10 protein-coding genes and 4 pseudogenes are annotated in these 15,137 nt (G+C 62.0%); 6 read left to right on the forward strand and 8 right to left on the reverse strand.

Annotated features, from left to right (window positions below):
• Positions 1 to 23 precede the first annotated feature (23 nt).
• From ACVWVP_RS27370 to ACVWVP_RS27405, 8 genes and pseudogenes are all read right to left on the reverse strand, one after another.
• Positions 24 to 566: pseudogene (locus tag ACVWVP_RS27370) on the reverse strand (methyl-accepting chemotaxis protein); the annotation flags it as partial.
• 321 nt (positions 567 to 887) lie between these two features.
• Positions 888 to 1,967, reverse strand: a pseudogene (locus tag ACVWVP_RS27375) (HAMP domain-containing protein); the annotation flags it as partial.
• Positions 1,968 to 2,110: 143 nt separating this feature from the next.
• On the reverse strand, positions 2,111 to 3,001 hold the full coding sequence (locus ACVWVP_RS27380) for a bestrophin family protein (protein ID WP_178919649.1): 891 nt from the start codon (positions 2,999 to 3,001) through the stop codon (positions 2,111 to 2,113).
• Positions 3,002 to 3,108: 107 nt separating this feature from the next.
• Positions 3,109 to 4,455 carry a hypothetical protein gene (locus ACVWVP_RS27385; RefSeq protein ID WP_457409106.1) on the reverse strand — a complete coding sequence of 449 codons (1,347 nt, stop codon included), beginning with the start codon at positions 4,453 to 4,455 and terminating at the stop codon, positions 3,109 to 3,111.
• Between the two features lie 80 nt (positions 4,456 to 4,535).
• Positions 4,536 to 4,888, reverse strand: a pseudogene (locus ACVWVP_RS27390) (uracil-DNA glycosylase family protein).
• A pseudogene (locus tag ACVWVP_RS27395) lies at positions 4,862 to 4,996 on the reverse strand (LysR family transcriptional regulator); the annotation flags it as partial. The pseudogenes ACVWVP_RS27395 and ACVWVP_RS27390, both read right to left, overlap by 27 nt.
• Before the next feature lie 74 nt (positions 4,997 to 5,070).
• On the reverse strand, positions 5,071 to 5,793 hold the full coding sequence (locus ACVWVP_RS27400; RefSeq protein ID WP_178919651.1) for a FadR/GntR family transcriptional regulator: 723 nt from the start codon (positions 5,791 to 5,793) through the stop codon (positions 5,071 to 5,073).
• 48 nt (positions 5,794 to 5,841) lie between these two features.
• Positions 5,842 to 7,578: an IlvD/Edd family dehydratase gene (locus tag ACVWVP_RS27405; RefSeq protein ID WP_178919652.1), complete on the reverse strand. Its 1,737-nt coding sequence runs from the start codon at positions 7,576 to 7,578 to the stop codon at positions 5,842 to 5,844.
• Positions 7,579 to 7,770: 192 nt separating this feature from the next.
• On the opposite strand from ACVWVP_RS27405, the gene ACVWVP_RS27410 reads away from it, so the two are divergent.
• The 6 genes from ACVWVP_RS27410 to araG are packed head-to-tail and all read left to right on the forward strand — an operon-like array spanning position 7,771 to position 15,130.
• Entirely contained in the window at positions 7,771 to 9,093 is a 1,323-nt protein-coding gene (locus ACVWVP_RS27410; protein ID WP_178919653.1) for an MFS transporter, read from the forward strand.
• Positions 9,094 to 9,108: 15 nt separating this feature from the next.
• Complete coding sequence (araD1, locus tag ACVWVP_RS27415; protein WP_457409109.1) at positions 9,109 to 10,098, forward strand: AraD1 family protein; 990 nt, start codon at positions 9,109 to 9,111, stop codon at positions 10,096 to 10,098.
• Positions 10,099 to 10,109: 11 nt separating this feature from the next.
• A complete protein-coding gene (locus tag ACVWVP_RS27420; protein WP_457409112.1) occupies positions 10,110 to 11,690 on the forward strand; it encodes an aldehyde dehydrogenase (NADP(+)) in 1,581 nt (526 codons plus the stop codon).
• Between the two features lie 36 nt (positions 11,691 to 11,726).
• Positions 11,727 to 12,590 carry an SMP-30/gluconolactonase/LRE family protein gene (locus ACVWVP_RS27425; protein ID WP_178919656.1) on the forward strand — a complete coding sequence of 288 codons (864 nt, stop codon included), beginning with the start codon at positions 11,727 to 11,729 and terminating at the stop codon, positions 12,588 to 12,590.
• Between the two features lie 36 nt (positions 12,591 to 12,626).
• Complete coding sequence (locus ACVWVP_RS27430; protein ID WP_178919657.1) at positions 12,627 to 13,631, forward strand: substrate-binding domain-containing protein; 1,005 nt, start codon at positions 12,627 to 12,629, stop codon at positions 13,629 to 13,631.
• Entirely contained in the window at positions 13,628 to 15,130 is a 1,503-nt protein-coding gene (gene araG, locus ACVWVP_RS27435) for an L-arabinose ABC transporter ATP-binding protein AraG (protein WP_457409217.1), read from the forward strand. The genes ACVWVP_RS27430 and araG overlap by 4 nt, the downstream gene beginning before the upstream one ends.
• The last annotated feature ends 7 nt before the right edge of the window (positions 15,131 to 15,137 follow it).

The raw sequence follows: 15,137 nt of genomic DNA on the forward strand, positions 1-15,137 counted from the left end.
CAAGGTCGCCACCGCCCGCCAGGTCAGAACTTGAAGCGGCCCACCAACCCCTTGAGCTGACCGGAAATATCCGTCAACCGCCCGGAACCGGTCTGCGCCGAATGGGCAAAGCCTTCGACCAACTGCGCATCGGCGTGAATCTGCGCGATGTGCCGGTTGATCTCCTCGGCCACCTGGTGCTGCTCTTCGGCGGCGGTGGCGATCTGGGTGTTCTGGTCGCGGATCGAATCCACCGACCCGCGGATCTTGTCGAAACTGTCGCGGGCCTGTTGGATGCGTTCCACGCTGGTGTGGGACACCAACAGGCTGCCCTGCATCTGCTGGGTGACTTCCTGGGTGCGGCGGGCGAGGTTACCCAGCAGGCTGTCGATCTCGCCGGTGGAGTCGGCGGTGCGGCGGGCGAGGGCACGCACTTCGTCGGCCACCACCGCAAAACCACGGCCCTGGTCACCAGCGCGGGCTGCCTCGATGGCCGCGTTGAGCGCCAGCAGGTTGGTCTGTTCGGCAATCGAGCGGATGGTGTCGAGGATGGTGTTGATGTTTTTGCTGTCCTGCTCCAGCTGCTGCATGGTCTGGGTCGAACGCTGCAAGTCTTCACTCAGCTTGAGCACGCTGCCGGTGGCCTCGCCGATGTGCTGCTGGCCGTCATGCACGTCGCGGTAGCCTTCGTCGGCACTCGACGCGGCAGCGCTGCAGGAGCGGGCCACTTCGTTGGCGGTGGCGACCATTTCATTGAACGCGGTGCTCACCAGTTCCACGGCTTCACGCTGGCGCCCGGCCGCCTGGTTCATGTTGTGCGCCACTTCGCGGGTGTCGGCGGCGGCGGTCTGCAGGTCGGAGGACGCGTTGCCGATGCGCTGCACCAACTGGGCGATCATGCTCAGGAACTGGTTGAACCAGCCCGCCAGGCTGGCGGTTTCGTCCTTGCCCTCGACCTTGAGCTGGCGCGTCAGGTCACCTTCACCTTCGGCGATTTCTTGCAGGCCGTCGGCGACGCCGCGGATCGGGCGCACGATCACCCGGGCAAAACTGGCGCCGACAATCGCAAAGATCACCGCCAGCACCGCCGCGATGGCGGCGATCAACCAGGTGAGGCTCGCCGCCTGGGCCATGACTTCATCGCGCTTGATCAGGCCGATAAAGCGCCAGCCCAGGTCTTTGGAGCTGACCACGTTGGCCATGTAGGTCACGCCGTTGATGTCGATCTGGGTCACACCGTCGCCGCGTTTGGCCAGCTCGGCATAATTGGCGCCGAGGTCGGCCAGGGGCTTGAAGTTGTGCTTGGCATCGCTGGGGTCCACCAGCACGTTGCCGTTGGCTTCGACCAGCATCAGGTAGCCGCTGTCGCCGAGCTTGATGTTGCGCACCAGCTCAGTCAGTTGCTTGAGCGACACGTCCAGGCCGACCACGCCGAGGACAGTACCGCTGGCATCGGCCACGGTGTGCACGGTGCCGATCAGCGTCACGTCGTCCGGCGCCCAATAATAGGCGCCGGTGCGCACGGTCTTGCCCGGCGCGGCGATAGCCGCCTGGTACCAGGGGCGTACGCGCGGGTCGTAGTTGTTCAGCTTGGTGTCGTCGGGCCAACTGGCGTAGCCGCCGTCCTTCAAGCCCAGGGACAGGTAGGCAGTGCTGGGGTGGCTCTTGGCGAACTGGTCGAAAATCTCCAGCAGCGCCTTGTTGGTCGGGGTGAGGGGGATTTGCGCGGCGTCGGCGCCGGCGTAGCTCTTGAGGTCCTTGGCCGCGACAACGCGCGGGTCCTTGGCCACGTAGTCGACGTTCTGGCTGATGCCGTCGAAGAACTGCTTCATGCCATTGTCGATCTGGCGGATCTCGCGGCCGCTGCTGTCGAGGAAATTGGCCAGGGCCCCCTCGCGCAGGTTCAGCACAACCAACACAGCGACCAAAATAACCGGGACGCACGCGATGGCGGCAAACGCCCAGGTCAGCTTTTGCTTGATATTCATGACTTCACCCGCGGGTATTTATAATTTTGGCAAGGAGAAAACAGTAGCGTCGAGCGTCGCATGTGTTGTTTTGAGGGGATAGGGCCCATGCGTACCCCTTTATATCGACTGCGGGAGTACGCACTTTAGGCCGTAAGGCGGGTTTAAACGATACGCTCGCCGCCCAGCGCATCACGCTGCATCGACTGCAGGTTTTTCTCGATGGTTTCGCAGATGGTTTCCATCTGGATCTGGTGTTCGCTGGAATGAAACGGGCTTTGCAGGTCGGTGCCGATGCGCTCAATGGCCAGCAACATGAAGCCCACCACCGTGGAGGCCAGCGGGGTGAACCAGCCCAGGGATTCCACCAGGCCCACCGGCACGATCAGGCAGAACAACGAAATGAACAGGCGCGGAAAGTACACGTAGGGGTAGGGCAGCGGCGTGTTGGCGATGCGCTCCATGCCGCCCTGGGCATTGGACAAGTCCACCAGTGTCGACTCCAGCCGCGCCAGGCGGATGCTGTCCAAGTGGCCGGCCTTGTATTCCTTGGCGAGCAAGGCGGCAGAGCCGGTGAGGATGTCGTTGGCAAAGTTGTTGGTCGCGCCGCTGCGGGCGAACTCCTCTGGCGGAATAAACGCACGCACTTCGTCAGGGCACGGCTGGCCCTTGAGGTGGGCGGCCAGGCAGTTCACATAGGCCACATGGCGGCGCAGCAGGCTGGCCTTGACCGGGTTGGCCTCGCTGCCGGGGTCGTCCAGCAGGGTCAGCACCTGGCGTGCGAAGCTGCGCGAGTTGTTGACCATCGCCCCCCACAGCGTGCGTGCCTCCCACCAACGGTTGTAGGCGCTGCTGTTGCGAAAACTGATCAGCACCACCAGCGCCGAGCCCAGCAGGGTCAACGGCATCAACGGCAGGTTGATCTTGGCGTTGAGGAACAGCATGAAATCCACCGTCACGGCGATGTCCCACAACAACAGCCAGAACAGGGCCCAGCCCACGTAGCCCATGGTCTTGATGATCAGGCGGTACTTCTTGAGGATGGCGGCTTTCAAACGGGAACCTCGCGGCGGTTGGCAACAGTGCCTTAGCTCGGACGCAGGTTTGGGGGTAAAGGTTCGTTTGTAAGGCTGCCTGCGGAAGCAGGCAGCCGCAGGCCGGGTTACTTCTTGTCGAGCAAACGAATGAGGGTGTCCACGGGTGTGGCGAACGGAATGTCAGTGCCGGTCGCCGGCTGGGTGGCCCTGAAGATACTTTCGAGGATGATTTTGCGGTCTGCGTCAGCGGTCAGCTTTTCATCCAGCATCAGGGACAGGTAGGTCTCGATGAAGATCACTCGTTCATTAGCGTCCAGCGCGCAATGGGAGTGGGTGTTGTATTGGCGTAACGCCAGGCGGATCAAAACGCTGCACAGAGCCAGCAACAAAGCCGCACCCACCAGGTTGGTAAGGGTCTTGGCCAGTTCCAGGCCGCCTGCACTTGCGGTATCAACGATGATGGTCTTGGTGGTGGGTTCGGTTTTGGCTGCGTCAGCCAGGGCCTTGTCGACGGCGGCTGTGGTCGGTGTTGCGGGTTGTGCTGGGGCGCTTGCCACGTTGTGCGGGCCAGTGTCCCGAGCCATGTTGGCGATGCCGCCCATGGCGTAGTAGCCAAAGACGATAGCCACGGTCAGCACCATTGAGCCGATGACCATCTTGAGGCTGGAGGCCTTGCTCTGCTTGTGATCGGCGGCTCGCTTTCTCCAGTACTCCACCGATTTGGACAGATCGACCTGGCTGGTGTACAGCTCTTTGGCATTAGCCAGGTGTTGCTCGGCGGTTTTAATTGAGCTGGAAGCGTCGGCCTTGAGGGTTTTCAGCGTGGTATTGAATTTTCTCAGGCGGTTGACCATCAGCCTTCTGGCTTTGATGGCCTTGGTTTTCTGGGTGTCGTCCAGCATGTGGGTGCGGGCTTTTGTCTCTTTGCTGAGTGCGTCCAGTTCTTCCATCTGCCTTGTGATGGTGTCGGCGCGAATGGAGAGGTCCAAGAGTCTTTCGCTGGCTGTTTTGTTGTCCGAGCCTTCGGTAAACGCTTGAATGCCGGCCGCATGCCCGGCAATTTGCTGAGCCATGGATTTTTCGTAGGCGAAGTTTTCGTCCTGCAAAAGATCATGAATCATCGATGCTTTACCGATGAGCTGGCGAGGGGTTGGGGCCAGAAAGATAAGAGCGAAGATCGCGATGATATCGCCGAACTTCTCCCGTGTGTTCTTGATCAACTGACCGGTACGGGTCTCTTCATCGAGATAGATCAGTGGGAGTGTCTCTGTCCCGTCAGGGGCCACGCTTTGAGGATTCTGGCGGTAGTAGTCAACGACTTGATCGTGAATAAGCGTGTCGAATAATTCTGGATTGTAGTGGGACAGATCTGGACAGTGTTTGACCCATTGGAACCTGCGGTTTAGCGGTTCGAGTTGGGCTGCGATGCGTTTGGCTGATTCGGGGTACTTGAGGTAGAAGGAAAGGTCCATCTGTGTTCTGCGCCATTCCGTTGGTGATTGAATGATGGCATTTTAGCATTGGTCGCTTCTCCAGGTCTCATCGCAATTGACTATCCCGGCACGCCATACGCCTCATACAAAGCACGATAAGCACTCACCAACTGCTCCAGGTTGAACGCGCAGGTTGCGCCCGCTGGGGTTGGGCAGCACCCATATCGACGCGCCAACTCGCCCGCGCTCACCGTGAGGCGTTCCACCACGGTGGTCAGGCCACACCTGTAGTGCAGCAGTGTGGCGCCATCCTCCGGGCGTAGTTCATGGGGCGTGAAGCCGGCACGGTGCAAGGTGCGCCAGAAGCGATGCTGCGATTAGCAAGGTGCAGACCCAGGGCGGCGGAGCCCTTGCCGGGGTTGATGCCGCAAAACACCACGGCGAGGTGCTCGCTGTCACGGTGGGTCAACAAGGCCCAGTTAGGCCCGCGAATCGTCGCGTCGACCACGAGCACCAGCAACTCATCGGCTTGCGCTTGGCGGCTGAGCAAATGGCTGACGAGGCCCATTCCCAGCCCAGCGTTTCAGTGACGAATGAGTCGTCTGAGCCACCGCTATCGCCGGCAAGCCGGCTCCTACAGGAGTCGCCCGCAGCCTAAAGCGGCGTCAGCACATTCATCACCGTATCCAGCGCCACCCGCGTGTCATCCAACTGCACCAGCGAGGCATGCCGAGCGCCCAAGGCATCACGGTTCTGGATCGCGGTGAGGATTGCCTTGTGCCGAGGCAGGCTCAGGCCCTGGATGTCGGGGCGGCGGTTGGTGATGTTGATCGACTCGCGCAACGGCAGCGACAGCATGTTGCACATATAGGCCAACAGGTCGTTGCGGGTGGCGTCGGCGATGGCGCGGTGGAAGTCCAGGTCGGCCTGCAACAGGTCCTCGTGGGTCTTGGCGGTTTCCATGCCCAGGTAGGCTTTTTCGATGGTGGCGATGTCTTCATCGGTGGCGGTGGTCGCGGCCATGGCGGCGATCTCCGGTTCGAGGATGCGGCGTACACCGGCCAGGGTATTGAAGAACTCGCTGTGGGGCGTGGACTGCATCAACCAGGACAACACGTCCGGGTCGAGCAAGTGCCATTTCAACCGTGGCCGCACCACCGCGCCCACCCGTGGCTTGGAATACACCAGGCCCTTGGCACTGAGCACCCGCGTGGCTTCACGCAACACCGAGCGGCTGACCTTGTACTCCTCGCAGAGCGTGGCCTCCATGGGCAGTCTTTCTTCCGGCTTGAAGCGACCGGAAACGATGTGCATGCCCAAGTCCTGAACGATCTGGGCATGCTGGCTCTTGCGCGGCTTGGACGGCTGGTGATCCATGACTACAGGGAGGCTCTGGCTTGAATTCGCCGCATCATAGCATCCCAATTAGTGGGAATGCCTTGGGACTTCCGCCCCGCGGCACCCCACCAGAAAGTCAAAGTCGCAGCCTTGGTCGGCCTGCAGCACATGGTCGATGTACAGCTGGCGATAGCCACCAACGATGAGTTTCTGCGGCGGCGCCAGGTCGGCCATGCGCGCCGCCAGCTCTGCGTCGGGGATGTCCAGGTGCAGGCGGCCGTTGGCGCAGTCCAGTTCGATCCAGTCACCTTCCTTGACCGTGGCCAGCGGCCCTCCGGCAGCGGCTTCCGGCGCCACATGCAACACCACCGTGCCGTACGCCGTGCCGCTCATGCGCGCGTCGGAGATGCGCACCATGTCGGTCACGCCCTGAGCCAGCAGTTTGGCCGGCAAGCCCATGTTGCCGACTTCGGCCATGCCCGGGTAACCCTTGGGCCCGCAGTTCTTCATGACCAGGATCGAGTTGGCGTCCACGTCCAGCTCCGGGTCGTTGATGCGCGCCTTGTACATGTCGAAGTTCTCGAACACCACCGCACGGCCACGGTGCTGCATCAGTTCCGGGCTTGCCGCCGAAGGCTTGAGCACGGCGCCCAGTGGCGCGAGGTTGCCGCGCAACACACAGATGCCGCCATCCGCGCGGATCGGGTTGTCGAGGGTGCGGATCACTTCATCCTGGCCATAAATCGGCGAATCCTGGGTGTTCTCACCCAGGGATTTGCCGTTGACGGTCAAGGCATTCGGATGGGGGATCAGGTTGGCTTCACCGAGACGCCGCAATACCGCTGGCAGGCCACCGGCGTAATAGAACTCTTCCATCAAGAAGCGCCCCGACGGCTGTAGATCGACGATGGTCGGCATGCCACGGCCCATGCGCGTCCAGTCATCCAGGTCCAGTTCCACACCGATACGCCCGGCAATGGCTTTCAAGTGGATGACCGCGTTGGTCGAACCGCCGATGGCCGCATTCACGCGGATCGCGTTTTCAAACGCTTCCTTGGTGAGGATCTTCGACAGCTTCAAGTCTTCACGCACCATTTCCACTGCACGCATGCCCGACATATGCGCCAGCACATAACGCCGTGCATCCACCGCCGGAATCGCCGCGTTGTGGGGCAGGGACGTGCCCAGTGCTTCGGCCATGCAGGCCATGGTCGACGCGGTGCCCATGGTGTTGCAGGTACCCGCCGAACGTGACATGCCACCCTCGGCGGCGAGGAAGTCGTCCAAGGTGATGGTACCGGCCTTGACCTGTTCACTCAGTTGCCACACCACCGTGCCCGAGCCGATGTCCTGGCCTTTGTGCTTGCCGTTGAGCATCGGCCCACCGGTGACCACGATGGCCGGCACGTCGCAGCTGGCCGCGCCCATCAACAAGGCCGGGGTGGTCTTGTCGCAGCCGGTCAGCAGCACCACACCATCAATCGGGTTGCCGCGAATCGCTTCCTCCACGTCCATGCTCGCCAGGTTGCGCGTGAGCATGGCGGTGGGGCGCAGGTTGGATTCGCCATTGGAGAACACCGGGAATTCCACGGGGAAGCCACCGGCTTCGATCACGCCGCGTTTGACGTGGTCGGCGATCTGGCGGAAATGCGCGTTGCACGGCGTCAGTTCCGACCAGGTGTTGCAGATGCCGATGATCGGCTTGCCGTGGAACTGGTGGTCGGCAATGCCCTGGTTCTTCATCCAGCTGCGGTACATGAAGCCGTTCTTGTCGGCGGTACCAAACCACTGGGCGGAGCGTAGGCCAGGCTTTTTATCGGGCATGATCGATTCTCTTATTGTATGACTATATGTTCTATCTGCGTCTAAACATAAGCGCAAAATCGAAGCTTTGGAAGTGTTGTTTTGCAAATAGTCATACTATATAGTCCGTCTCAACTGAGGCATTGCCCTGGCGATTTTTCGCGAGAGGCGTGTCCCGAGCTTCTATAAAAACAACAATCGGAGATCGACCCCATGAGCCAGGAACTGCGGCTTATTCGGCGCATCACGCTGAAACTGATTCCCTTCCTGATCCTGCTGTACCTGATCGCCTACGTGGACCGCTCTGCCGTGGGCTTTGCCAAGTTGCACATGGGCGCCGACGTCGGCATCGGTGATGCGGCGTACGGCTTGGGTGCCGGGTTGTTCTTCATTGGCTACTTCCTGTTCGAGATCCCCAGCAACCTGATGCTCGACCGCTTCGGCGCCCGCCGCTGGTTTGCACGCATCATGATTACCTGGGGCGCGATCACCATCGGCATGGCGTTCGTGCAGGGGCCGCACAGCTTCTACGTGATGCGCTTTTTGCTCGGCGCGGCGGAGGCGGGGTTCTTTCCGGGGGTTCTCTACTACATCACCCAATGGTTTCCGGTGCGCCATCGCGGCAAGATCCTGGGGTTGTTCATCCTGTCCCAGCCGATTGCGATGATGATCACCGGGCCGGTCTCCGGTGGCTTGTTGGGCATGGACGGCATGCTTGGCCTGCACGGTTGGCAGTGGTTGTTTATCGTAATCGGCACCCCGGCGATCCTGCTGACCTGGCCGGTACTGCGCTACCTGCCGGACGGCCCCAGGCAGGTCAACTGGATGAGCGAGGACGAAAAAGCCTGGCTCACCGGTGAGCTGGCCAAAGACCTGCAAGCCTACGGCCAGACCCGCCACGGCAACCCGCTGCATGCCCTCAAAGACAAGCGTGTTCTGCTGCTGGCGCTGTTCTACTTGCCGGTGACCCTGAGCATCTACGGTCTCGGCCTGTGGTTGCCGACGCTGATCAAGCAGTTCGGCGGCACTGATCTGGTCACCGGTTTTATCTCTGCCGTGCCTTATCTCTTCGGGATTATCGGCCTGCTGATCATCCCGCGCAGTTCCGACCGTTTGAATGACCGCTACGGCCACCTCGCCGTGCTCTATGTGCTGGGCGCCATCGGCCTGTTCTGCAGTGCCTGGCTCAATGTGCCGGTGCTGCAAATGGCCGCGCTGTGCCTGGCGGCGTTCGCGCTGTTTTCCTGCACGGCGGTGTTCTGGACCTTGCCGGGGCGGTTTTTTGCCGGTGCCAGTGCGGCGGCGGGCATTGCCTTGATCAACTCGGTGGGCAACCTCGGCGGCTATATCGGCCCGTTCGTGATCGGTGCGCTCAAGGAATACACCGGCAACCTGGCGTCGGGTTTGTACTTCTTGTCTGCGGTGATGGTGTTCGGCTTGTTGCTGACCGGCGTGGTGTACCGCCTGCTGGAACGCAAGCACGTGCTGCCCGTGGACCAATTCGCCGCCAGCGCCCGTGGCGCCACACGTACTTAATCCAGGAGAAATGGCATGCGTTTAGTTCAGTTCGAGTCTCGCAACGGTGAGCGCCGCGTCGGCGTGGTTCAAGGCACTCAGGTGCGTGAAGTCCAGGCTGCGCGCAGCGTGCGCGAATTGGCGCTGGCCGCCATCGAAGCCGGCGTGGGCCTGGCGCAACAGGTCGACAGCCTGGGCCTGGGTGACAGTCATGACTACGCCACCTTGCTGGCGGACTTGAAAATCCTGCCGCCCCTGGACCACCCGGACCCGGCCCACATGCTGATCAGCGGCACCGGCCTGACCCACCTGGGCAGCGCCGCTGCTCGCGACAAAATGCACCAGGCCGGTGACGACACGGCGTTGACCGACACCATGCGCATCTTCAAGTGGGGCGTGGAGGGCGGTAAACCGGCAGCCGGTCAGGCGGGCGTGCAACCCGAGTGGTTCTACAAAGGCGACGGCAGCATCGTCGTGCGCCCCGGTGCCGCGTTCCCGGTGCCGCCGTTTGCCGAGGATGCCGGTGAAGAACCGGAGATCGGCGGCCTCTACGTCATCGGCCCGGACAGCAAGCCCTATCGCGTCGGCTTTGCCGTGGGCAACGAGTTTTCCGACCACGTGATGGAGCGCAAGAACTACCTGTACCTGGCCCATTCCAAGCTGCGCAGTTGCAGCTATGGCCCCGAGTTGCGCGTGGGCGAGTTGCCCGAGCACCTGGCGGGCACCAGTCGCATCCTGCGCAACGGCGAGGAAATCTGGCGGAACGAGTTCCTCAGCGGTGAAGCCAATATGTGCCACAGCCTGGAGAACCTCGAGTACCACCACTTCAAATACCGCCAGTTCCTCACGCCGGGTGATGTGCACATTCATTTCTTCGGCACCGCCACCCTGTCATTCGCCGACGGTATACGGACCCAGCCGGGTGACGTGTTCGAGATCAGCCAAGGCGAGTTCGGCGCGCCGCTGATCAACCGCGTCGGCAGCGCCGAAACCGCCTTTGAACCCGGCAACGTCGTCACCCTTTAACGGAGATCCACATGACTCAGTTCCTCGGCCACAACTACATCGGCGGTCAACGCAGCGCCAACGGCAGCGTCACCCTCAACAGCGTCGATGCCACGACCGGCGAGGCGTTGTCCCAGGTTTTTTTCCAGGCGACCACGCAAGAAGTTGACGCCGCCGCCGAGGCCGCGGCCGCGGCATACCCTGCCTATCGCGGGTTGAGTGCAGCACGCCGTGCGCAGTTCCTCGATGCAATCGCGGATGAGCTGGACGCGCTGGGTGATGACTTTATCGAGCTGGTCTGCCGCGAGACTGCACTGCCGGCTGCGCGTATCAAAGGCGAGCGCGGGCGTACCAGTGGCCAGATGCGCCTGTTTGCGACCGTACTGCGTCGTGGCGATTTTTACGGCGCTCGCATCGACAAAGCACTGCCGGATCGCCAGCCGTTGCCGCGCCCGGATTTGCGCCAATACCGCATCGGCCTCGGCCCGGTCGCTGTGTTCGGCGCGAGTAACTTCCCCCTGGCGTTCTCCACGGCGGGCGGCGACACCGCTGCGGCATTGGCGGCAGGTTGCCCGGTGGTGTTCAAGGCCCACAGCGGGCATATGGCGACGGCCGAGCGTGTCGCTGACGCGATCATTCAAGCAGCCCAAACCACCGGGATGCCGGCCGGTGTGTTCAACATGATCTTCGGTGGTGGCGTCGGTGAAGCGCTGGTCAAGCACTCGGCCATCCAGGCCGTGGGCTTTACCGGCTCGCTCAAGGGCGGCCGTGCGTTGTGCGACATGGCAGCGGCGCGCCCGCAGCCGATTCCGGTGTTTGCCGAGATGTCGAGCATCAACCCGGTGATCGTGCTGCCCCAGGCGTTGACTGCGCGAGCCGACACCATCGCACGGGACCTGACCGCCTCGGTGGTCCAGGGTTGCGGGCAGTTCTGCACCAACCCGGGCCTGGTGATCGGGATTGCATCGCCTGAGTTCAGCGCGTTCACCCAACAAGTGGCACAGATGATCGGCGACCAACCGCCACAAACCATGCTCAACGCAGGCACCTTGGGCAGCTACGGTAAGGGCTTGGAAAAACTCTTGGCCCATCCTGGCATCCAGCACCTGGCGGGCAGTCAACAGGCCGGCAACCAAGCACAACCGCAGTTGTTCAAGGCCGATGCGCGCCTGCTGATCGATGGCGATGAGGTGCTGCAGGAAGAAGTCTTCGGCCCCACCACGGTGTTCGTCGAGGTGGCCGACCAGGCCCAGCTCAGCGCCGCCTTGCACGGCCTGCACGGTCAACTCACCGCCACACTCATTGGCGAGCCCGCCGACCTGCAGCAGTTCGCCGAACTCACGCCGCTGCTGGAACAGAAGGTCGGGCGCATCCTGCTCAACGGTTACCCGACCGGTGTGGAGGTCTGCGATGCGATGGTGCACGGCGGGCCGTACCCGGCCACGTCGGATGCCCGTGGCACCTCGGTCGGCACCTTGGCGATCGACCGTTTCCTGCGCCCAGTGTGCTTCCAGAATTACCCTGATAGCCTGCTGCCCGACGCGTTGAAAAACGCCAACCCGTTGCGTATCCAGCGGCTGGTGGATGGCACGCCATCACGCGACCCGCTGTAACGCACACCTGAGAACAACAACAATCCAGGAGGCAACATGTCGTGTATCGCCGTTACCCCGCACCGGGCGCAATTGGGCGAAGGTCCGTTCTGGGATGGGCCGACCCAAGCGTTGTATTGGGTGAATATCGCCGGCAAACAAGCGCTGCGCCTGATGGAGGGGCAGTTGCAGGTTTGGCAGTTGCCCGAGCATGTCTCGGCTTTCATCCCGTGTGAAAGCGGCGATGCGTTGGTGACCTTGAGCAGCGGCGTGTATCGCCTCGACCTGGCCACTGAAGCCCTGACACTGTTGTGCGTGGCCGACCCGCAACCCGGCAACCGTGGCAATGAAGCACGCTGCGATGCCAGGGGCCGCCTGTGGTTGGGCACCATGCAGAACAACATTGGCGAACGCGGCGAAGACCTGCCGATCACCCGGCGATCAGGTGGCCTGTTTCGCATCGATGCCGATGCACAGGTCACGCCGTTGCTCAGTGGCCTGGGCATTCCCAATACCTTGCTGTGGCATGAAGACGGCAGCCAGGTGCTGTTTGGCGACAGCATGGATGGCACGTTGTACCGACATGGCATTCAAGCGGATGGTCAACTCGCGCCCGCCCAAATCTGGTTCGGCCCACACGAGCGCGGTGGCCCCGACGGCTCGGCGATGGACATCGAAGGCTATATCTGGAATGCCCGCTGGGATGGCAGTTGCCTGCTACGCATAGCACCGGATGGCAGCGTGGACCGCATTATCGAGCTGCCCGTCAGCCGCCCCACCAGCTGCGTTTTTGGTGGGCCGAACCTCACCACCCTCTACATCACCAGTGCCGCGAGCCCTTTGGATCATCCTTTGGACGGTGCCGTGCTGGCGATTGAAGTGGATGTACCTGGAAAACCCTGCACTCGCTTCGCTGGATAAGTGCCCATTTAAAAACAACAACAAGGAGTCACCCGTATGAATCGTCGTCGTGGTTTGCGTTCCCTGGCTTGCGCCGCTGTGGCGGTCTCGGCCATGAGCTTGAGCGGGCTGTTGCTGGCCGCAGAAGAAGTCAAGATCGGGTTCCTGGTCAAGCAGGCGGAAGAGCCATGGTTCCAGACCGAATGGGCCTTCGCTGAAAAAGCCGGCAAGGAACATGGCTTCACCGTGATCAAGATCGCCGTGCCCGATGGCGAGAAAACCCTGTCGGCCATCGACAGCCTGGCCGCCAACGGCGCCAAGGGGTTTGTGATTTGCCCGCCTGACGTGTCACTCGGCCCGGCGATTGTCGCCAAGGCCAAGGCCAACGGCCTGAAAGTGATTGCGGTGGATGACCGTTTTGTCGATGCCAAGGGCAACTTCATGGAGGACGTGCCTTACTTGGGCATGGCCGCTTTTGAAGTCGGCCAGAAGCAAGGCGCGGCGATGGCGGCTGAAGCGAAGAAACGCGGCTGGGACTGGAAAGAGACCTACGCGGTGATCAACACCTTCAACGAACTCGACACCGGCAAGAAGCGCACCGACGGCTCGGTCAAATCCCTGGAAGAGGCGGGTATTCCCAAGGACCACATCCTGTTCACCGCCGCCAAGACCCTCGACGTTCCGGGCAGCATGGACGCCACCAACTCGGCCTTGGTGAAACTGCCGGGTACCGCGAAAAACCTGATCATCGGCGGCATGAACGACAACACTGTGCTGGGCGGCGTACGCGCCACTGAAAGCGCCGGCTTCAAGGCGGCCAACGTGATCGGCATCGGCATCAATGGCACCGACGCCATCGGCGAATTGAAAAAGGCTGACAGCGGCTTCTTCGGTTCGATGCTGCCTAGCCCGCACATCGAGGGCTACAACACCGCGCTGATGATGTACGAGTGGGTCACCAAAGGCACTGAGCCGGCCAAGTACACGGCGATGGATGAAGTGACGCTGATCACCCGCGCCAACTTCAAGGAAGAGCTGACCAAGATCGGGCTGTGGCAATGACAGCGGCCGCCTTGCGGTTTGACGGCATCGGCAAGACCTTCCCCGGGGTCAAGGCGCTGGACGGAATCAGTTTCAGCGCCCAGCCCGGGCAGGTACACGCCTTGATGGGCGAGAACGGCGCGGGTAAGTCGACGCTGCTGAAAATCCTCGGCGGCGCCTACATTCCCAGCACTGGCACGTTGCAGATTGGCGAGCACGTCATGGCCTTCAAGAGCGCTGCCGACAGCATTGCCAGCGGCGTGGCGGTGATTCACCAGGAACTGCACCTGGTGCCGGAAATGACTGTTGCCGAGAACCTGTTCCTCGGGCATTTGCCATCGCGTTTTGGCGTGGTCAATCGAGGGCGGCTGCGTCAGCAAGCCCTCGCTTGCCTCAAGGGCCTGGCGGATGAAATCGACCCGGCTGAAAAGATCGGGCGCCTGTCCCTGGGCCAGCGCCAACTGGTGGAAATCGCCAAGGCGTTGTCCCGTGGTGCCCATGTGATTGCCTTTGATGAACCCACCAGCAGCCTGTCGGCGCGGGAGATCGACCGCTTGATGGCGATCATCACGCGCCTGCGGGACGAGGGCAAAGTGGTGTTGTACGTGTCCCACCGCATGGAAGAGGTGTTCCGCATCTGCAATGCGGTCACCGTGTTCAAGGACGGTCGTTACGTGCGTACCTTCGATGACATGGCCGCGCTCACCCACGACCAACTGGTGACGTGCATGGTCGGTCGCGACATCCAGGACATCTATGACTACCGCCCACGTCAGCACGGCGAAGTCGCACTCAAGGTTGATGGCCTGTTGGGCCCCGGCCTGAGTGAGCCCGTCAGCTTTGAGGTGCGCAAGGGCGAGATTCTCGGGTTGTTCGGTTTGGTCGGGGCAGGGCGCACCGAGCTGTTTCGATTGCTCAGCGGCCTGGAACGCGCGAGCGCCGGGACACTGGAGCTGTGTGGTAAACCGCTGCACTTGCAGTCACCCCGTGATGCCATCGCTGCGGGTGTGCTGCTGTGCCCGGAAGACCGCAAGAAGGAAGGCATCATCCCGCTGTCGAGCGTGGCCGAGAACATCAACCTCAGTGCCCGTAGCGCCCATTCCGCCTTCGGCTGGCTGCTGCGTGACGGCTGGGAAAAGGGCAACGCTGACCGACAGATCCAGGCGATGAAGGTCAAGACTCCCAGCGCGGCGCAGAAGATCATGTACCTGTCTGGCGGCAACCAGCAGAAGGCGATTCTCGGCCGCTGGCTGTCCATGCCGATGAAAGTCCTGCTGCTGGACGAGCCCACCCGCGGCATTGATATCGGCGCCAAGGCCGAGATCTACCAGATCATCCATAACCTTGCGGCCCAGGGCATTGCGGTGATCGTGGTGTCCAGCGACCTGATGGAAGTGATGGGCATCTCCGACCGTATCCTGGTGCTGTGCGAAGGCGCGATGCGCGGCGAACACACCCGCGAGCACGCCACTGAATCCAACTTGCTGCAACTGGCCCTGCCACGCAGCCTGGCCCACTGAGAGAGCG

It is taken from the genome of Pseudomonas sp. TE24901 (genome assembly GCF_054058375.1).